At 45.6% G+C, this 19,918-nt stretch carries 13 protein-coding genes; 1 reads left to right on the top strand and 12 read right to left on the bottom strand.

Features of this window, described 5'->3' with window-relative positions; all coding sequences use genetic code 11:
* Positions 1–150: 150 nt before the first annotated feature.
* The 6 genes from GON05_RS29795 to GON05_RS29820 all read right to left on the bottom strand — a co-directional run bounded on the left by GON05_RS29795 (position 151) and on the right by GON05_RS29820 (position 8,698).
* The gene (locus tag GON05_RS29795) at positions 151–1,674 is read right to left on the bottom strand and encodes a sulfatase family protein (RefSeq protein WP_157324382.1); all 1,524 of its coding nucleotides are present in this window, start codon (positions 1,672–1,674) and stop codon (positions 151–153) included.
* Positions 1,675–1,699: 25 nt separating this feature from the next.
* Positions 1,700–2,599 (bottom strand): carbohydrate ABC transporter permease, encoded by a 900-nt coding sequence (locus tag GON05_RS29800; protein WP_157324383.1) that lies wholly within the window; start codon positions 2,597–2,599, stop codon positions 1,700–1,702.
* Positions 2,600–2,611: 12 nt separating this feature from the next.
* Complete coding sequence (locus tag GON05_RS29805; RefSeq protein ID WP_157324384.1) at positions 2,612–3,559, bottom strand: ABC transporter permease; 948 nt, start codon at positions 3,557–3,559, stop codon at positions 2,612–2,614.
* An 87-nt stretch (positions 3,560–3,646) separates the two neighbouring features.
* Positions 3,647–5,239, bottom strand: a complete 1,593-nt coding sequence (locus GON05_RS29810) for an extracellular solute-binding protein (RefSeq protein ID WP_157324385.1) — start codon at positions 5,237–5,239, stop codon at positions 3,647–3,649.
* A gap of 113 nt (positions 5,240–5,352) precedes the next feature.
* On the bottom strand, positions 5,353–6,960 hold the full coding sequence (locus tag GON05_RS29815) for a response regulator transcription factor (protein ID WP_157324387.1): 1,608 nt from the start codon (positions 6,958–6,960) through the stop codon (positions 5,353–5,355).
* The gene (locus GON05_RS29820; RefSeq protein WP_181646217.1) at positions 6,935–8,698 is read right to left on the bottom strand and encodes a sensor histidine kinase; all 1,764 of its coding nucleotides are present in this window, start codon (positions 8,696–8,698) and stop codon (positions 6,935–6,937) included. Before GON05_RS29820 ends, GON05_RS29815 begins: the two co-directional genes overlap by 26 nt.
* A 203-nt stretch (positions 8,699–8,901) precedes the next feature.
* Between GON05_RS29820 and GON05_RS29825 the strand changes: the two genes are divergently transcribed.
* Positions 8,902–10,245 carry an S-layer homology domain-containing protein gene (locus GON05_RS29825; RefSeq protein ID WP_157324391.1) on the top strand — a complete coding sequence of 448 codons (1,344 nt, stop codon included), beginning with the start codon at positions 8,902–8,904 and terminating at the stop codon, positions 10,243–10,245.
* Between the two features lie 36 nt (positions 10,246–10,281).
* Here the strand turns inward: GON05_RS29825 and GON05_RS29830 are convergent, their stop codons facing one another.
* From GON05_RS29830 to GON05_RS29855, 6 genes are all read right to left on the bottom strand, one after another.
* On the bottom strand, positions 10,282–11,139 hold the full coding sequence (locus GON05_RS29830; protein ID WP_157324393.1) for a serine/threonine-protein kinase: 858 nt from the start codon (positions 11,137–11,139) through the stop codon (positions 10,282–10,284).
* 28 nt (positions 11,140–11,167) lie between these two features.
* Positions 11,168–13,507: an ABC transporter substrate-binding protein gene (locus GON05_RS29835; RefSeq protein ID WP_157324395.1), complete on the bottom strand. Its 2,340-nt coding sequence runs from the start codon at positions 13,505–13,507 to the stop codon at positions 11,168–11,170.
* A 170-nt stretch (positions 13,508–13,677) separates the two neighbouring features.
* Positions 13,678–15,888, bottom strand: a complete 2,211-nt coding sequence (locus GON05_RS29840) for a helix-turn-helix transcriptional regulator (RefSeq protein ID WP_157324397.1) — start codon at positions 15,886–15,888, stop codon at positions 13,678–13,680.
* A gap of 197 nt (positions 15,889–16,085) precedes the next feature.
* Positions 16,086–17,768: an extracellular solute-binding protein gene (locus GON05_RS29845; RefSeq protein ID WP_157324398.1), complete on the bottom strand. Its 1,683-nt coding sequence runs from the start codon at positions 17,766–17,768 to the stop codon at positions 16,086–16,088.
* 117 nt (positions 17,769–17,885) lie between these two features.
* Positions 17,886–18,761: a carbohydrate ABC transporter permease gene (locus tag GON05_RS29850; protein ID WP_157324400.1), complete on the bottom strand. Its 876-nt coding sequence runs from the start codon at positions 18,759–18,761 to the stop codon at positions 17,886–17,888.
* 12 nt (positions 18,762–18,773) lie between these two features.
* On the bottom strand, positions 18,774–19,760 hold the full coding sequence (locus tag GON05_RS29855; RefSeq protein WP_157324401.1) for an ABC transporter permease: 987 nt from the start codon (positions 19,758–19,760) through the stop codon (positions 18,774–18,776).
* Positions 19,761–19,918: the final 158 nt, after the last annotated feature.

Below are 19,918 nucleotides of genomic sequence, written 5' to 3' on the forward strand. Positions count from 1 at the left end.
CCAAATCGTATTCGGATATCTCATGTAATCATTATACGTTCATGAGTTTTTATTAAAATGTAATTTATTAAATGAATTTGGTAATAATTTTATTTTTAAAAAAATACAAAAAAACGGAACCCCCACGGGGTCCCGGTGCTCTGTCCCTATTTATGCATACTTCTCCTTCATGGATTGCATAGATAAATGGACGGTAGTATTCAAAGGCAGCGGATCTTCTTTCTCCATCATCCATAGCAGTAACTTACGTTCAAGTTCAATGCGTACTTCCGAGCAGGCTGGATCGTTATTCCGATTTACGAGTTCGTTAGGATCATTTCGCAAATCATACAATTCGCTGTCACCGTTTGCATAGAGGCACAGTTTCCAGTCAGCGGTTCGAATTGCTTTGCCTTTGCCGAGCCAAGCGTCACGGTAAGCACACCATACAAAATACCGCTCATCAAATGGATGCTCGGGTCGAAGCGCAATATCCGACTCCCTTGGCGGCTCACCATGCTCCCCGCTTTCCATCACAATAAACGGCCGAGGCTTGTACGTGGAATCGCCTAGCAGATACGGAGCCAAACTACTTCCCTGGCAGCCGTGCGGAATAGGCGCCCCTGCCAGTTCAAGCAAGGTAGGCATGACATCTACAAGCTCTACAGGATGGGAAGTTCTTCTAGAACCTTCATACCCGGGAACCGACATGACAAAAGGAACGTGCGTAAATGAATCATAGAAAAAATTATGTTTCTGAATGACGCCATGCGCACCCATTGAATCACCATGATCGGAAAGGAACAGGATCACGGTGTTGTCAGAGAGATGCAGCTCATCCAGCTTCGCGAATATTTTCGCCAACGTATCGTCAATAAAACGAATCATGCCGTAATGAATAGCGCGAATTCTCCGTATGAGCGCCTCATCCGCCGTATCCATCGCATCCATCAGATGAGCGACTCTCACCCGCTCCGGCTTCCCTTGATGTGTATCAAGCGGAGGCATTGGCACATCAGCCGGATCGATCATGCTGGCATACGGTTCAGGCACTTGATAAGGCGTGTGCGGATCGGGGAATGACAGCCAGGTAAAAAACGGCTTATCCGCACTTCGCACCCGCTCCAAATAATCCAGCATCGTCTCTCCAAGCAAATAGGTGCCGCATTTCTCCGGCGGAGCTGGATTAACGCCATGCCCTAGCGGAGAACTCCAGCAATGCTTGACCGCCCATTGATGTGCGGCTAGCACTTCCGGGTCTTCGCGATAGCCGTCGACGAGATGCCCGTGATCTCCGAGCCTGACGTAGTCGAACACGTTCGCAAGTGTGCTGGTGTGCTCCGATATCCCGCCAGGATAATACGATTCCTTTTCGTCCTTCATAAAGGCATGGTTTTTGCCAATTAAGGACGTCTGGTAGCCGTGCGCTTTTAAAACTTGCGGTAATGTCGTTTCCGCAGGGTTGATCAGCATATGATTCGCATGCAAATTTAACGTTGAACAATACCTGCCTGTCATCATGGACGAACGAGAAGGCGAGCAGGCTGGATAGTTACAGAACGCTTGTTCAAAGACGACACCCCGCTGTGCTAGGCTCTCCAGGGTCGGTGTATGCAGAGCGGTATTTCCATATAAGCTGAGCGTCTCCGCTGTTTGTTGATCCGTTTGAATCAACAGAATATTAGGTTGTGCCATGTGATGTCCCCTTTTCCGCTTGTTGTCACCCTTTGATAGAACCGATCATGACGCCCTGCACAAAATATTTCTGTACAAAAGGGTACAGCGCCAAAACCGGTAGACTTGAAATAATGATGACGGAATATTTAATGCTTTCTGCCATCATGACCCGCTCGGTCATCCCCGCTCCCTCCAGCCCCATGTTTTCGGACTGATTCAGAATTAAAATTTCACGCAGGATGAGCTGCAAAGGGAACAATTCTCGATCTTTTAAGTAGATCATGGCGTTGAAATACGCATTCCAATGGCCTACACCGTAAAATAACACCATAACGGCCAGGATCGGTGTCGACAACGGAATGACGATTGTCAGCAGCAGACGAAAGTTAGAGGCCCCGTCAATCCATGCGGATTCCTGCAGCTCGTAGGGAATGCCATTTTGAAAAAAAGTCCGCATCACGATGAGATTATACGTAGAGATCGCTCCAGGCAAAATCATCGCCCATACGGTATTGATCATTCCCATCGATTTAATTAATAGATAAGTTGGGATCAGACCGCCGCTAAAAAACATCGTAATCGTGATGAGCACCATGATGAAGGTGCGGCCCGGCAAATCACGCTGTGATAGCGGATAGGCAGCCAATACCGTGAGGATGATGTTAACGAGTGTACCCGCTAGTGTGTACAAGAGTGTGTTCCCGTAGCCTTGCCAGATGGCATCGTTCTCAAACACGTGTTTGTAAGGTTCCAAGGTGAACCCTTGCGGCAGCAGCCACACTTTGCCTTCAATGACATGAACAGGATCGCTGAACGACGCGCTGACAACGAACAACAGCGGGTACAGGACAAGGATCAGTACAATCCCGGCGATGATATAAATTAAAGTATCAAAGAGCTTATCGTCTTTCGACCGTATTCCTCTCGACTCATAGGCTGTCATCTTGGTCGCCTCCTACCATAAGCTAGAATCTGTTTTTTTACGTGCCCAGCTGTTTACAAGAATGAGCAGAATAAAATCAATCACAGAATTAAACAATCCTGCTGCTGCCGTGTAACTGAACTGGCCTTGCTGAATACCGTTTTTATACACAAATGTGGCTAGAATTTCGCCTTTGCTGGCATTAACCGGATTCTGCATCAGCAATACTTTCTCAAATCCGATGTCCATCAAATGCCCCACCTGTAAAATAAACATGATGACAATCGTTGGCAGCATGCCTGGCAATGAAATGTGCAAAAGTCTCTGAAACCGGCTGGCACCATCCATTTTCGCCGCTTCGTATTGGGTGGGATCTATGGCCGTCAAGGCGGCTAAATAGATAATGGAACTCCAGCCCATGTGCTGCCAGATGTCAGAGGAAACGAACACCGTCTGGAACCATTCAGCTTTGCGCATGAAAGGAACCGGGTCAACGCCGAGAAGACTCAGCAATTGATTCACTTTACCTGTGTCAGGATCAAGAAACACGTTTAACATGCCGACGATGACAACCAAAGACAGAAAATGCGGGATGTAGGTTACGTTTTGCAGCCATTTTTTCATCCGTTTGCCGTTAATCTCATAGATTAGCAGAGCTAACAGGATCGGAACCGGGAAGCCAACTAACAGGGAATATAAGCTTAGTGACAGCGTATTCCATAATAGTTCCCAGAAATAGGACGATTCGAAAAACCGCTCGAAGTGGCGGAATCCAGCCCATGGACTCGCCATAATGCCTCGTGTTGCCGAGAAATCCTTGAAGGCAATTTGAATCCCGTACATCGGCACGTATTTGAAAATGATGTACCAAATGAGCGGAATAGCCAACATGATATAGAACTCGTATTTGGTTAAAATGCGTTTCCACAGCCTTCGACGCTGAGTAGGCTGCAGAGCCTGCGGAATAATGGTTGTGTTCATCTAAGTTCCCCCATCGCTGGTGCATCCTCGGACCGTCATCATTCGGATATGGTTCCGGTCCGAGAAGCACAATATTTTACGCGATCCCTATTTGCTCATCGCATCGAAGGCAGCTTGATAAGCTTGCTCCAGCTCATCGACCTTCATTTTTTTCAACGTGGCGGTGTATTCGTTCCATTTGTCAAAGCTGGTCTCGCCTAAAATAAATTTGATAGCGGACTCCTGCACATATTTATCGAGATCAGCTTTAATCGGTACGATTTTTTCGGTGGCTTCTTTACTGAATATCGGTGCACCGTACATGACTTTGGACGTGAATGATTCAGAAGCAGCTGATACTTCTTTTGTTTTCTCACTCAGCACAATATCGTCTACGATGATGGTTGGAAACCCGCCGCCTGGCACGAGATTGACTTGCCCCAGTGCCGCCATCATACCGCGTGGGTCGTTTTTGATGCTGTCAGCCAGTACCGGTTTACCATTTTGCATGGAATAAGATTGGCCTTCCACCCCATAGTTGAAGAATCGGCTGCCTTCTTCACTGAAGAAGTAGTCTACCCAGCGAATAGCCGCTTCCGGATTTTTGTTAATCCTCGTGATCGCGAAAGTGCCGATTGGCGAAGCCAGCGGGCTTCCTGTGCTGAGCAGTTGGTCTCCATGCGGCCCTTTGATCGGGGCCATTCCGCTAAATTGATTTTCAACCTTTGTAAACGGGTCGGAGGCATAGATGAAAAACATTCCGTACAACGCCTGGGACAGGTTACTCCGCCATTTCGGAAGATCAGCAGCAAAAAAATCAGGATATAGCAATTTTTCTGTATACAACTTGTTCAGGAACTGCAAAAGCTCTTTGTATCGGTCGTCAGCCATCCATAACTTCACTTTATTGCCATCAATATTGGCGTTGGTGCCGAGCTGATGGTCCAAACCAAAGGAACCGGCAAACGTCGTGAAAATCATCCCTGGATCACGTAAGCCAAGTGGAATTTCATCCTTTTTGCCATTGCCATTAGGGTCTTGATCGCGGAATGCACGCAGAACGGTAAACAGTTCATCCACATTGGTCGGTGCTTTCAAGTTCAGCTTCTGCAACCATTCCTGATTAATCCAGACCTTATCTCCCCGTCCAGCAGCCTGAAGCCGGATCACAGGAAGCGAATAGATATGGCCGTCTGTGGCCGTGATCGACTTTTTGGCGTCCGGGTATTGTTCGAATAGCTTTTTCAGATTCGGTGCGTACTTATCGATCATTCCCTCCAGAGGAATCAGCATTTGCTCCTGCATGCCGTATTTGGAGATGTCGGTATTGCTTAAGTTCGCTCTCAGGAAAACATCCGGCAGTTCGTTGGAAGCGAATAGCAGATTCCTTTTCTCATCGCATCCTTGCGTTGGTGTTTCCTCGTAGTTCATCTTAATCCCGCTTTTTTTCTCGTACTCCTTAAGTACAAGCACATCTTTCCAAGCAGCCTGATTCGGGTCTTTGCAGCCGAAAACTCGCATGGATACTTCCGACTTGACGATCGGGAAGCCTGTGGGATTTAACACCGAGCTGACAGCTTGTTCATCCTTTCCTTTTGATTGCTCAGTGGCGGTTTTGTCTGCCGATGTGCATCCGCTGAGCAGTACGAGAAGTGCTGTCGCCCCGACGCAAAGATTTGTTAACGGTTTCATTTTAGCCATAGTCATTCAACCCCCTATAAGTTTATGTGTTGCTGCAACTTTGAATTTATTATAGGTTGTTAAGAGAAACTGTGGCGTACGACATATTTATAATAAACGTCAAATGTTTGTAATTACTTATTATGTTTGTTGGCATATACATGAGGCGTTTCCCCCATATGCTCTTTGAACAACTTAATAAAATAACTGTAATTGTTAAAACCGACTTGCTGGTAAATTTCCTTGATTGAAGAGACCCCTGTGCGAATTAATTGAGCGCTTCGATCAATGCGGTACGCTGTCATATATTCGGTAAATGTGCTCCCCGTCTCTTCCTTGAACAATCTGCTCAGGTAAGGCGACGTTATGCGCAGCTGCTCAGCGGTTTCTTCCAAAGTAATCCCGGTACTGTATAATTGCTGAATAATCCTAACCGCTTGTCCGACATACCTCGTATAACGCGCTGAGGTATCGTGCACACGGAGCTCCTCAATTAGCCTCACATACAATGCTATCAGATTTTGTTCAAACGCTTGTGCGCTTTGTGGAACTGGCAATCCGGCCTTCATTTCTTGAAAAATCCACTCCGCATCAATGCCTGCCTTTTGGGCAATTTTCACGGCCAGTTGAAACAGCTCTGCACTGGTGCTGGCCACTCTTTGGGGCAGGGCATGCCCGCTTACAGCACATGCGGTTGCGACATCACGAATAATTCGCGAGGTTGCCTCTGCATCATAGGCTTCAGCAGCGGCTAAGAGCTCCTTCTCCTGGTTCAGCGTCACGAAAGACGCCTGCCCGCCGCCATTCTTTTCCACATTCGGTTTATAACCTTGCAGCTTATCCATCTCGTTTCGCAATTCAGCGTAATAGTCGGATATCGAAGCAATCTGGTCAAACAGGGGAGAACGAACAACAAGACCTGCCGCATTAAAGTAAAGCTCAAGCGATTTATCCAAGCGCGATTTTTTTGCTTCAATGCGCTGCTGCATCGCATATTCGCTTCGTTCGTTTTCAAGTGAAAACAGCACGCCAAACGTCCCTTTTTCCAAATAGACGGCACACCCCGAATCTCCGACAATTTGCATCGCCATATCGGTAATTGAGCGCACGTAAAGCGTAAACTCCTGTTCGTTCATGCGTAAAGAAAGCGAATCGACGTGCATCAGCTTCATCAGGAACAGGACATGGAGCTGGTCGTCCCGTCCATAAGGCATGTCCTGAAAGTGCTCAGCATAATGACAACGTTCTTCCAATGTACCAGCGCCAATCAGCAGTTCTTTAAGATAACTCTGACTGACAGCAGGACTGGCCGATTCCCATTTCAGCCTCTCCCTATCGCGGGCGGTTTGTTTCGCCAGCTCTTCGTGAACCTTTTCTTTTACGATACTCAGCACCGGAATAAGCGTCGAAGGCGATAGCGAATGCTTCAGTAAGTAATCCATGGCCCCGTAATGCAGCGAGCCTCGAACGTAATCATAAGAATCATAGCTGCTGAGCGCAATAATGCGAACTTGTGGATGCAGTTCTGCGATTTGCCGGACAAGCTCGACACCTCCCATGCCAGGCATGTTCATATCCACAATCGCCAAGTGCGGCTTGATCATGGAGATAAGCTGAAGCCCCTCATTCCCGTCGCACGCCTCTCCGCAAAATGTAAAGCCGAAATTTTCCCAATTTATAAGTGAACGCAAATGATTGCGCACGAGTAGCTCGTCGTCAACCGAGATAACTTTGAGCAGCATGTTCCATTCTCCTTCTCACTTGAGGTATGGTTAGTTCAACGGTTGTGAAGATATCCTTCTGACTGTAAATTTGCAGACCATACGGCTCGCCATAGGCAAGCTTAAGTCGCTCGCTGATGTTGCTTAGACCGATGCCGCCTGATTGTGAGAACCCATTTGTGTCATTACCTTCGTCGAATAGGTGCTCAAGCTTTCCACTAGCAATGCCTACACCATCGTCGGTCACAATCAGTTTGAGTCTGGCAGGTCCATCGCCGTAAATCCGAATAGAAACGGTGCCTTCCCGGTCCGTTGTGCCAAGTCCATGATTCATCGCATTTTCCACAATCGGTTGCACGATTAGCTTAGGGATCAGACAGTCGAGCACCTCATCTTCTGCTTTGACAACGACCGCAATGCGATCCAAAAACTTGTACCGTTGAATGCGCACGTATCGGTTTACTTGTTCAAGCTCCTCACGGACCGTGATCATCTCCCGCTTCGGATCAATGGCGTAGCGCATGAGCTCTATCAAGGAGCCGGAAATATCTTCGATATTCGAGGCATGCTGAATGCGGGCCAAGTACTTGATTGTATTCAGCGTATTATACAGAAAATGCGGTTTAATCTGCGCTTGAAGCGCTTTGTATTCGGCTTCGCGCTTCTCCTTTTCCTGAATCCTGACCTTCTTAAGCAGTTCTTGGAGGTGATCCATCATCGAGACAAACATCTCGCTAAGCTGTCCAATTTCATCATCGTTATGGATGCGCGGTCTCGCATTCATATGACCTTCGCGAACCAGCTTCATGGCGCTGTGCAGGCGTTTGATATTTTTCGTCATTTGCTTGGAGAGAAAGATGGATACCATTAGCACAATCGCCAGAACAACGGCCGTCATGGTCAAGATTTGGCTGCCGATCCCCTTCACCTCACTCAATAATACAGAAAGAGGTACCATGGTAATCGTGGTCCAGCCCGTATAGGTTGAGCGCGTGGATACTGCCAAATAGGAGCGGTTGTCCATCTGAAGTTTACTGCTTTTCGATGTGCCAGGCTGAACAGCGGATGCGAGAGCTAACATTTGCTGATCTTCCAGTCTGCTGCCGATACGTTCGCTTCTTGAATCGTAAAGAATACTGCCGTTTTCATCGACTACAGCAACCAAGGTTCCGGCTAAAGGTTCGATCTCATAGACCTGCCTGATCAGGTTCAGATCAAAATCGATGATGCATAAACCGATCAAACTGCCGTTAGACAGCACGGGACGCACCAGCATGATCTTGCCATTGCCTGATGGATCAAAAATAAGATGTCTGCGATTCTCGCGAATCAACGGGTCTTGCCAAAGCGAAGCGATAAACTCAGAATTACCTGCACGATAACCTGTATAAAAGACAACATCGCCTTGTCCGACAACGGTGATTTGGCGCACATAATTTTTGAATGCAGCCATCGACGCGAGAAAATCTTCCACCACTTTCTTCTGTTGGAACCATTCCAGCGAGGGGGCTTCAGCATGGCTGAGCAAACTTTGATGGATTAAGTCGCGTATGACAATCGATTTTGCAATATTGTCCGTTTCTTCCACCATGGACTGAAGATTGGTGTTTGCTCCCTGAATTCTATCTGAAATATAGGTCGTTGCATTCCTTTCAATCACTCTCGCAGAGCTATAGTACGAGCTGTATGCGATTACAAGAATAGAGAAAAGGATCGTTAAGCCAAAAGCTGTGAACATTTTGCCTTGTATGGTTTTCATTCTCAAGGGGTTTTCCTTCCTCTCGGTGTTACTCTCTATTAAGCCTAACTTGAAAGTTAAATAGTTAACCTCTTCTGCTTCTCTCACAATTGTACCTCTTTTCATTCAGCAAATCTGCCTTTTTTATTGACACCCATTATCTTAACTGATATAGTGCAATAAAACATAGTATTCCTATAAGAATTAAAACGGAGGTCTTTTTCATGCCAATCAAATTATTGAAGTCCCGCAAGCCCTTGCATACAGCGCTTTTAACAGCTGTCCTCCTAGCCTCAGTAAGCCCATTAAGTAACGCTGCTGCGGCGAGTGATTCTACCGTCTCTTACAAACAGTTTTTGAATGATAAGTATGCCATCACCTTGTCAGACTCCTTATCCAAAGGTGATTTCGTAATCGCAGTGAACAACATTTTAAAAGGGGAAGCGAAAGAGCAAACGAATGTATTTACAGATTTGCAAAAAGACAGCCCCTATTACAATGCAGCACTTGCCTTACATGAAAAAGGTATTCTTTCCGAAGGGAAGCTGCAGGGGGATCAACCGCTTACTCAATTGCAGGCCACTTTTATTGCTTTAAAAGCCTCCGGCTTGCAAGAACTCGCCTATACATATCCCAAAGATAAAATCAAAGCCGCACTGGCCAAAGTACATATTGACTACGATCAAAACAATCAACTAACGCTTCAAGCTGCCCAAGAGCTGGCCGCAGCGATTGATACAGGTCTAGTATCTTCTGAATTTGAAGCGAATACGGCTGCCAGCCAAAGCTTCGCCAACGACTTGCTTGGTAAGATCCTTACGTTTAACGGACAATACAAACATTATCTCGGAACAACTTCCGATGACGATATCTTCCGCAAAATTAACGATGCCTGGCATACGGAGGATCTTATTTCATCCGCAGATTTACGTACTGTTTTCGATGAAGCTTTGAAAAAAAATCTCATTACCGGATACAACTTGAAGGATTCTCGTTTCGATGCCAATTTTGATCCCAAACAATCGCTCACCTACGGACATTCGGACATTAAGCATGCGATTCAATTGATCGGGTTGCTGCGCAGCGAGAATATCCAGGCGAAAGTACAGTTAGAGCCCAAAACATCCGCTTTCATCTATTTAAAAGAGTGGGGCGAGCCGACACAAACCGAGGATTATCAAGTCGTCCAAATTGAAAACGGCAATTTCATCGCCTATGCCAAGGAGTACGACATTGAGTTCGAATTTGATAACGCTGAGCAAAAAAACAAATTCCAGCAGGTCATTCTCCAATATGCGAAAAAGAACAGCAATGACCAAACAGGTCTTATTTATTCTTCCTGGTGGCAGCCGCTCTACTATTCCTTATCCGAATTGAAAGACTATAAGGTGATTGCTAACAATAAAGTCAGCAAAGGCCATTATTATGCGCAGTCCTTCTCCCTCAGCGATAAATCGGAAGAAGTTGTTGCTGGTCTCAAGAAAATTAACCCCGGTTTGAACGTCGACTCCTATAAGTTCTGGGTAGACGAACCGTTTTACAATTATTTGCTAGGTGACTTTAAATAAAAAAACAGTTGGTCGGGATTCCGACCAACTGTTTTTTTATTTAACTGCCGAATCCCATGCCATTTTGAATGCCGACACACTTTCATACCTATTTTCCCTGCTTGGTTCAACAGCCTTCAAAGCGATCTGATAGAGCTCTTCTCCTGCCTCCCAAAGTTCAAACGAGCGATCTCGCTCTCCGCCTAGCAAAGCAAACGCTGTTGCTCCCATGTTAAATACATTGGTGCAACCGTCAATTTCGGCACCAAGCGTAAACTCTTCAGGTGACATGAATCGAGAAGATCCCCATAATCTCCCCATCGTGTTGAAATAAGGTCTTCTTTGATAAAGATCGATATCGCAGATTTTCGTCTCATTCTTGGAGAAATTGTACAGCAAGCTCCCGTCATAAAAATCAATAGCAACAAAGTTATTTTTCTCGATATAGGCATGGAAACTAAAAATTCGTTCCATCGCATCTAACCTTTGTGCCACGGATAAGTTCTTGAATCTATAAAAAGGTGACCGGGGATCGTTATATTTCGCCGGAGGCGGAAAAGACCAATGCGGGTGAAGAGTTTCCCCTTCAAACCACTCGAACACAGCCGCGTATCCCGAACCAACTTCAAAATGATCAACGAGTTTAATGAGCGAAGGGTGACTTAACTCTAGATAAAGCGGTATGGCACTTTTCAATTGATGGATGGCGTCTTGCGGGTCACCGGAAAATGTTATAGCTTTCGCACCGGCATATTTGACGAACAATCTCTCACCATTTTTCTCAACACCAAAGCTTATATTCCCAGAGTCCTGCTGATCGAACACCTGAAATACACGACCTAAACTCGCAAGCCAGCCAAAATCGTGTTCCTCTTGCAATTTGAAGATAACGTCGTCTATTTTTGTTTCAATCATTGAATTCCTCCTCGGTTTTTGTGGTTCTTCATTCTTTATTCACACTAGCCCATTTCAGCTCCCACTCGACGCCAAATGCTGGAAGAAATGCGCCTTCAATATTCGGTTTCTTTACGAAAACGCGGTTGCGGAAATACAAAGGTCCAATTGGCATCTCGTGCATTAAAAGCTTTTCAGCCTCTACAAGCATCTTCGATCTTGTTTCCGGATTAAACTCTTTACGAGCAGAGTTTAATAATTCGTTATAACTCGCATTGGACCAATCGACTTCGTTGAATTCGCTCCCGGTTTCCCACATATCAAGAAACGTCATAGGATCATTGTAATCAGCCCCCCATAAGGAGACATCCGCTTCGAAGTCGTGCCGGTTTTGCTTATCTATACGATTCGCATGCGCCATAGGCTCTGGTGTTATGTCGATGCCAAGATTTAATTTCCATTGCTCTTGAATGAAATTAACAACCATTTTCCCTGTAATTGTGTCATCTGCTGTAAGCTTAAAAGACGGTAACGTTGCCATACCCAGCTCCTGCAAACCTTCAGCAAGAAGCTGTTTCGCCTTCTCAGGGTCAAATTTCGGCTGAGCACCATCCCCTGCCTGTTCACGGAAACTTCGATTGTTGCCGTCTAGCGTACCATCAGGTATCAATCCTGTAGATGGCACGGAGCCATTATTCAAAACGGTTTTAATAAGCAACTCACGATCAATGCCTAACGTTAGAGCTTTGCGTATTTTTGTATTTGCGAAAGCTGGGAACTTCTCTTCTTGGAACATCAAATAAGATGTAGTTAATTCCTGCTTTTTAATAAGATCAGGTTTACTTTTGTAAAGCTTCAAATAGTCAGCACCGAGTTCTGAAATGTCAGCCAAGTTAGATTCATACAAGCTTAGAGCGGTTGAAGCATTTTTTACGATATAAACAACAAATTTGTTAAGTTTCACATTCTGTGAATCCCAATAGTTTTCGTTTTTCACAAACAGTAGTGACTTCCCATGATTCCATTGAACGAGTTTAAAGGGTCCAGCCCCCATTACCTTATCTGCGTCAACACCATATTGATCACCTTGTTCTTTGACAAAATCAGCTTTCTGCGGAAAAAATATGGGGAAGGCAAGCATACTCGTAAAGTAAGATATCGGATGTTCCAAATTAATTTCAAGTGTTTTGTCGTCAATTGCTTTCAATCCAAGTGCGTCTTGCGCTTTTTCCACATCGTCAGCCGTTCTAGCTTTCGTTACAGCTTCACCGCCTTTAATCCAGGTGAGTAAAAAGCTGTACTGCGCTTTAGTAGCTGGATCAAGGGTCCGTTTCCATGCGGAGACGAAATCTGTGGCTTTCACCGGTGTTCCATCATTCCATTTGGCATCTCGTAATGTGATTGTATAGGTAAGACCGTTATTCGTAATTGTCGGCAAGTCTTTTGCTAGCCCAAGCTGTACTTTCCCCTCTTTGTCAAGACGGTACAAACCTTCGTTGAACGCATTAATCATCGTAAACGCTGCATTTGCCGTTGCTATTGAGCTGTCCAGAACAGGCGGCTCTGCCGAGTAATTAATCCCAATTTCCTGTGTCTCAGCTTTATCAATGACTGGGTGTTCATTAGCATATATATAACCGCTGTCAAAATTGTATGTTCCATTACCTCCAATGATGTTGTCCACCATGGTTATGGAATCATATAGAAGGGTACCATCTTCATTATAAATACTGCCTGTGCCATTCATAGCGTCGTTAGACCACTGACCCACGTAGCGCTCTTGCCCACCTAGCCAATATAGCGTACCTTCTCCACTAATTTTATTCTCTTTAAATTCTCCCTCAAAAATCACCTTATTGTCCAAAAAAATGATACCGTGTCCGCTCTTTTGTCCATCTTTGTGTTCTCCTAAATAACGCAAATGATTGCTTCCACTATAGAGCGTATTTCTCAAATAACGGAACAATCCATCACGAATTAAAACCGTGTCATTTTCATCATCCCAAGATACGTTCTTTCCGCTAGTCTCACCGATAAACCGAAGCGGTACAAACGTAGTACCTTCCTTAATACTTGGAGCAATAGTTAATTGATGTGGGACGCTATTTACCATTGCAGTCGTGCTGCCGATCTGAAGTTCAATTGTTAAATCATTTGAGTAGCCAGTTACCGACTGCGTGTCCTCATTCCATTTAACGACATAACCTAGCTTTTCAAAAAGTGTGCGAAATGGCACCATAGTTGTACCCTCTTTGATAAAGGGCTGAACTTCAAATGAAATTTTCTCCCCATTCAAAAGAACAGGAATTACACCTTCGGCCATTGATAGGTTCGGAATGCTTACTAGTAAAGCTAATGACAGGATAAATGAAACTAATTTCTTTTTCACAGACACAACCCTTTCAAAATATTTTTTGTAAGCTTCACAATACACATTGATTTTAGTATTTTATCATAATCTAGCAGTATATGGAGGAATTAACCGACAATTAATAATCTAAACCAAGCGGAGGCGCAAAACACAAAAAAACCCGAGGCAGCTCCTCAGGGTTTCCTAACTTACTGATGCACTTTCCTGTAATCACCAGGCGTGGTACCAATCATTTTCTTAAAAGCCCGAATGAAGGACATCTGGTGTACATAGCCGACCCGCTCCGATATCTCTTGAATCGGCAGGTTTGTGCCACGCAGCAGCTCCTTCGCATGCTCCATCCGAACTTGGCAGACGTACACGACAAATTTCTCGCCGAAGTCTTCTTTGAACAATGTGCTCAAGCTGGAAGCATTCATATGGAACTGATCGCTTAGGCTGGACAGGGACAAATCGGGATTGCTGAAATTTTCCTCGATATACGCCTTTACTTTCTGAACGACGCCATGATTCCCTTTGCTCTCGCGGATCGCTTCTATTTTTCTGGCGCAGGAAGTCAGTGTCTTCGAATAGAAAAACTCCAGCTCCTCCAACGTTTCGAGCGCATCCATATTTACATCCCAAGGCGTACGAAACTCGCGATTCCACAGCTCTTGATAGTCCGGAGGCAGCTCCATCATTTCCCGGTAAAAATAATAGTTCATATAGCTCAGAATACCGCTAATTTCTTCCCTCGGCAGCATGAGCCTGCGCAGCCCTTCAAACAGGAGCCGCAACTGCTCCTCCCAGCCGTCATTGCCTACGCGAAACGCTTGAGCGATCGTGCGTACATATTGCAAATACACGTAAAGATCATCGTGCGATAAAAGCTCAATCTCCCAATGTCCAATCACGCGATTGCTGCCAAGCGCTGATTTATAGTCAAGAGCCCTTGCAGCCGCCTCATAGGACTGAACGATGGCATTTGCTTCCGACACGGTGTTCCCTAAACCGAAGGTTACGGTTAAATTCAAGTTATCCTGCATCCACTTGCGAGCCTGCTCGGATACTTCCAGCATAAGCGATTCCGCAGGCTGCTGCTGCTCTTCAAAAAAGATGACGCACAGCCGATGATTCGTAATCCATTCCTGCCAAATGCGAAGACCTTTCGCTTCCGCTGTCTCTTCCACGACTTTTTTCAAAATATACTTGAAAAGCCCCTGATCCCTCCGCGAATGTTGGCTTAGAAAATCGATATACTTATCGATCTCGCCTATGCTGACCGATGCGCTGCCGAAGGAAGCAATGCCCATCTGGCGAAGCTCCGCTTCCCATTCCGCCCGGTCAATCGGGTTGCTTCCTTCCACAAGCTCCTTAAACAACATAAGCTGTCTATATTTTTCATTAACCTTGGACTGTGTCTCGTACTCCTCACTAACCTCGATCATATTGCTCAGCGTGTAATCGATATAACTTAGCTCATCGCCCGACAGACCTTGAATGGGATTATGCTTGTGCACTTGATTATATTTCTGGATGCGCGACATAATCGTTTCAATCGGCTTGTAGTTTTGACGCGTTATGTATACGACCCAACCGATACCAATCAGCAGGCCAAGGAATCCGATGATGAACCAACCGCTTGTCATATAAAAATAAATGCTGCCAATGCTTTCCGTCTTGAAGCTGTTGGAATACGTCCAGCCCGTGTATCCCGACACGAGCGTCGTATCGCCCGCTTTGGCCTCAAGACCGGCTGCTCCGAACAGTTGATGGCCTTCGTTATCGGTAACTGCGATTTTGTTCACTTCCGAATTCCCGTATTTCTCCAAAAACTCTTGAATCGCCGACATCTTAATATTCACAACAAGCAGTGCAATCCCTTTGCTATGGATGGGCACGCCGCTGCTGATGGAGATAACTCTTTCTTCCGGATTGCCATTCTGAATGGTGCGGAAGATGCGTGGAGTGCTCCACTGTACTTTTTGCACGTTAGCTAAGTTACTTTCTATGTAAGCGCTATCTCCGAACTGATCAATTTTTAATATCGTTTTATCGCTAACAATCGTTCCATCGCCTGATCTGTAAATATAAACGGAATCGATCCACGCATTCGAAGTCGTCATGCTTTGAAGCAGCTGAGAGAGCTCAATAATAAACGAAGAATCGCTTTCCATCCCAGCAAAGGTCGTGAGCTTCACATTCCTCGTGATCGTCTCCAGCATCATAATTTCAATAGATCTTAGCGACATATCGATGCTGTTTTGAATATTTTGAACATAGACTTGGCTTGATTTCATCGCTTCTTTTCTGGAAAGGTCATTCAACTGCACAATCCCAATAAAAACAAATAAGCAAACAATCAGGATGAATACCGGTAAATAGGAAAGAAGCAAGCGATGAAACCAATTTCTTCTCATGATGAAATTCTCTCCTTATCACGATTAGTACAACTATCTTATCATACAGCCCCGATGTGTAGGCAATATACATAATTTCGCTCCGTAAACACACATGGCAAAAAGGCCGCCCCGCGCCTGACTCGCGCTGGAGAAGCCTCTTCTTCCTTCCCATTCAACGTGCTTGTTAAACGGGAAGGAAGATTGGCGGGTTCGTTTTATTTGTTCAAATACTTGTAGTAATCTTTGGTGAAAATAACATCGTTTTTGTTATCGGTATAGGCTTTCTTCAAAAACTCGTCGACGCCTTTGCCGCCGCCTTTTTCCCAAGTGTCTTGCGCGTCCTTCATCGCTTGGTCAACGGAGTAGCTTGCACCGCTTACAATGGCTTTCGTATACGTGTTCGTTAAAGTCGTTTTGAGCGTATTTTTAATGACCGTCATATCATCCGGCAAGCTGACTGGCAGAATAGCTTCCGTTGTATTTGGACGATCCGGTGTAATATAAGCTGCACGTGCTTGTGTAATCAAATTCAAATATTCCTTGTCCAGAGGTTTATTCGGATCAAGCTGATTGGAATACTCCACGCATTTGCCCATAGAGCCGGTTTGCGTCATCATTTGGAAGTCGCCGTTCCAGCTCAGCTCTTTTTTATTTTTCTCCGCATCGATCGGCTTCGGACATCCGTCGCTGCCAACCTTGTAGTGTACGCCTTCCATCCCGAACATGAGTGTCTTCTGCACGTCCGGCGACATTAGCCAATCTACATATTTTACGACGGCTTCCACATTCTTGGCTGTTGCATTAATGCCCGCCACAAACTGCATGTTAGGGTTGGCCGCCGGTGAGAATTGCCCGAATTCCGACTTCGGAAGCGGCAGGATCGCTACTTCCGCGTTCGGGTTGTTTTTCTTGAACGACTCGTAGGTAGTGTAGATTGATGCTCCTTCCAGGCCGCCGGAGCCCCAAATGCCAAGCTTGCCGTTAACCCAGTCCTGCTGCGCTTTCGCTCCGGTTTTATCGGCAAAAATATCCTTATCTACCGCACCTGCGTCATATAAGCTTTTCTTGAACGCCAGATCGGCCTTCGGACGGTCCCAAGTCCGCGTATATTGGTCGTTCAGCAAATGATACGAAGTAATGGACGACATCGGCATCAACTCATCGCTCGCTTGACCAAGCTGGAAGAAATAGTCGACATCCCAGAAGGTCGTTCCGAGCGTGTCTTTTTTACCGTTTCCATCCGGATCCTGCTCGGTGAATGCTTTCGCAACCTTCAGATATTCCTCTGTCGTCGTAGGCATTGGAAGCTTGAGCTTATCCAGCCAGTCTTTGCGAATCATCAGGAAGTGGTTCGAAGTAAACGGTGTCGTTCTTCCGAAGAAGTACGTTTTGCCGTTAAATTTGGTGAGCTTTTGAATGTTCTGATTTTCCTGGAACAGCTTTTTATACGTCGTCGAATATTTGGAAATAGCGTCTTCAAGCGGGATGATTTGCCCTTTGGATGCCAGATCCTTCATGTACGGATTCGAAAACTCCATAATTAAGTCAGGCGCCCCGCCCGAAGCAAACATGACGTTGAATTTCTCAATCGAATTGGAACGAGGAACCGGAATAAACTCAACTTGGACCGGAGCATTCTCGTTAATCCACTTCGTCCAGCGATTATTCGTGATCGTGCCTTCTCCTTCAGGAACCGCGTTCCGGTCGTAGATGGAAACGGTAATTTTCGGCTTTGGTCCCGCCGGTTTCGCGCTTGCTGCTGCCATTGCCCCGCTGCCAGGTGTTGAAGTCGTAGTTGCCGCTTCCTTCCCCGTTGAGCAAGCTGTAAGTAAAGCCGAGCTCGATACAACCATAGCTAATGTCACGGATGCTGTTTTCATCAACTTGTTTATTTTCATGTTCCGTTGTCACCCCTTAGTGAATTAACCGCCGCTATGCTTTTCGTTATTGTCTAAATCTACCACGTTTTGAAAGGCTGTATCACCTCCTTAATTTGGTAATTAATTACACCGACATCACCCTTTTACCGCTCCAATCATGACACCCTTCACGAAATACTTTTGCAGAAAAGGGTATACGATTAGCATCGGAAGTGTCATGACAATGACTCCGGCTGCTTTCATTCCTTCAGGCGTCAGCTTCATAGCCATTTCAGGCTGCGTATTCGCCATCTCCTGCATAAGCGTCTGGTTCTGAATCAACTGCTGCACGAGAACCGTTAGGTTTAACTTGCTTGCATCATTGATATAAATTAACACGTTCATGAAGGCGTTCCAGTGACTAACTCCGTAAAAGAGCGATAAGGCGGCCACTACCGGTATCGATAACGGCAATACAATTTGCATGATCAGCCTCCATTCGGAGCAGCCGTCAATTCGCGAAGCTTCTTCCAGTTCCTCAGGGAGCGCTTCAAAAAAGCTTCTTAACACCATCAGGTTCCAAACGCTCACTAACCCTGGCAGCCATAAGGCGCCATAGTTATTTAGAAGGCCCAAGCTTTTGAGGAGCAAATAAGTAGGAATTAAGCCCGCCGAAAAAAGCATCGTAAAAATGATGGCGAACGAATAAAATTTACGTCCGATAAAATAGCGCTTTGACAAGGGATACGCAGCAAGCACTGTAAAACTTATATTAAGAACGGTGCCTACGATTGTAATAATGATGCTGTTTGCAAGCGATCTCAAAATCGGCGTTTCCTTAAATAAGGCTTCATAACCGCTGAAGTCCAAATTCACGGGCCAGAGGCTAACAACTCCGGACATCAAAGCATGTTTATCGCTTAAAGACATCGCCAAAATGTGAACGAGCGGTAGCAGGCAGCTCATACCGATGACAAATAAAACGACGTAATTGATCGTGTAAAACAATTTCTCTCCGCTAGTAATGCTCATGAGTTCCTCCTCCTACCATAAGCCTTGGCCAAAATAACGCGCGATCCGGTTCGCCAGAACGACCAGCACCAAGCCGACAAGGGATTCGAACAATCCCATTGCGGTAGCTAAACTGAAGTTCGCCTGCTGGACGCCAATTTTGTACATAAACGTACTAATGACTTCCGATACTTGGGAAACCGCATCGTTCTGCAAGACGTACACTTGATCGAAGCCTACTTCCATCAGGTGGCCTATTTTCAAAATCAGCATAATAATGATCGTTGGCAAAATGCCCGGCAGCGTAATTCGGAGCATCTGCTGCCACTTATTAGCCCCGTCGATGTTGGCCGCCTCATACAAACTTTGATCAATGGACGTCAGCGCCGCCAAATAAATGATGGCTCCCCAGCCGGCATCCTTCCATATCCCCGAGCCGATATAGATCCCAATCCATGTTGATTCTTTATATAAAAACGGGATGGTCGTTCCAAAAAGCCGCTCGATGACATGATTAATTGTGCCTGTATTTTGCGAGAACAGGGTAATGACAATGCCTCCGACGATGACCCAATTGAGAAAATGCGGAAGGTAGACGAACGTCTGAACCATTCGTTTGAACGCCATTTTTCTCACTTCATTCAGCAATAACGCCAGAATGATCGGGACCGGAAAGCCGATTACAATCGAAAGTCCACTGAGCAGCAGTGTATTCCAAATGATATCGATCATTTGATCGTTGCTGAATATCAGCTTAAACGAACTGAGCCCTGACCATGGGCTGCCCCATATCCCTTTAATAAAGCTGTACTTCTTAAAGGCGATTACAAGGCCTGTCATCGGATAATACTTGAAGACCAGAAAGAAAATCATGATAGGCAGAAACATCAGATACAATGGGATGTTCTGTTTCAAAACCCGCTTTCCATACTTCCTTACCAACCAGTTGGGTTTGGCCTTGGCAGATGCTTTCGGCTGAGCTGTGATGGCCGGCGAGGTTGGCGGGAGTGGTTTATTCATTGCTGTCACTTCCTCGTCTTGTGATTGATTGAGCCCATCGTACCTGGCTTTGCTTCGTTCGCACAATATACATGATTTCGATGAGTAAACAAGCGCTTGTTGTGCGGGTATTTAGGCTGCAATATACACTTTTTTCGTTCATACACCTGAAAAAAAAT

The sequence above is a fragment of the Paenibacillus anseongensis genome, from assembly GCF_009757995.1.
In the GTDB taxonomy this organism is placed as follows: domain Bacteria; phylum Bacillota; class Bacilli; order Paenibacillales; family NBRC-103111; genus Paenibacillus_E; species Paenibacillus_E chondroitinus.

What these genes read in the sequence shown, in the direction of transcription:
- GON05_RS29795 (WP_157324382.1), bottom strand. Translation starts at nt 1,674, where the DNA reads ATGGCACAACCTAATATTCTGTTGATTCAAACGGATCAACAAACAGCG.
- GON05_RS29800 (WP_157324383.1), bottom strand. Translation starts at nt 2,599, where the DNA reads ATGACAGCCTATGAGTCGAGAGGAATACGGTCGAAAGACGATAAGCTC.
- GON05_RS29805 (WP_157324384.1), bottom strand. Translation starts at nt 3,559, where the DNA reads ATGAACACAACCATTATTCCGCAGGCTCTGCAGCCTACTCAGCGTCGA.
- GON05_RS29810 (WP_157324385.1), bottom strand. Translation starts at nt 5,239, where the DNA reads ATGGCTAAAATGAAACCGTTAACAAATCTTTGCGTCGGGGCGACAGCA.
- GON05_RS29815 (WP_157324387.1), bottom strand. Translation starts at nt 6,960, where the DNA reads ATGCTGCTCAAAGTTATCTCGGTTGACGACGAGCTACTCGTGCGCAAT.
- GON05_RS29820 (WP_181646217.1), bottom strand. Translation starts at nt 8,698, where the DNA reads ATGAAAACCATACAAGGCAAAATGTTCACAGCTTTTGGCTTAACGATC.
- GON05_RS29825 (WP_157324391.1), top strand. Translation starts at nt 8,902, where the DNA reads ATGCCAATCAAATTATTGAAGTCCCGCAAGCCCTTGCATACAGCGCTT.
- GON05_RS29830 (WP_157324393.1), bottom strand. Translation starts at nt 11,139, where the DNA reads ATGATTGAAACAAAAATAGACGACGTTATCTTCAAATTGCAAGAGGAA.
- GON05_RS29840 (WP_157324397.1), bottom strand. Translation starts at nt 15,888, where the DNA reads ATGAGAAGAAATTGGTTTCATCGCTTGCTTCTTTCCTATTTACCGGTA.
- GON05_RS29845 (WP_157324398.1), bottom strand. Translation starts at nt 17,768, where the DNA reads ATGAAAATAAACAAGTTGATGAAAACAGCATCCGTGACATTAGCTATG.
- GON05_RS29850 (WP_157324400.1), bottom strand. Translation starts at nt 18,761, where the DNA reads ATGAGCATTACTAGCGGAGAGAAATTGTTTTACACGATCAATTACGTC.
- GON05_RS29855 (WP_157324401.1), bottom strand. Translation starts at nt 19,760, where the DNA reads ATGAATAAACCACTCCCGCCAACCTCGCCGGCCATCACAGCTCAGCCG.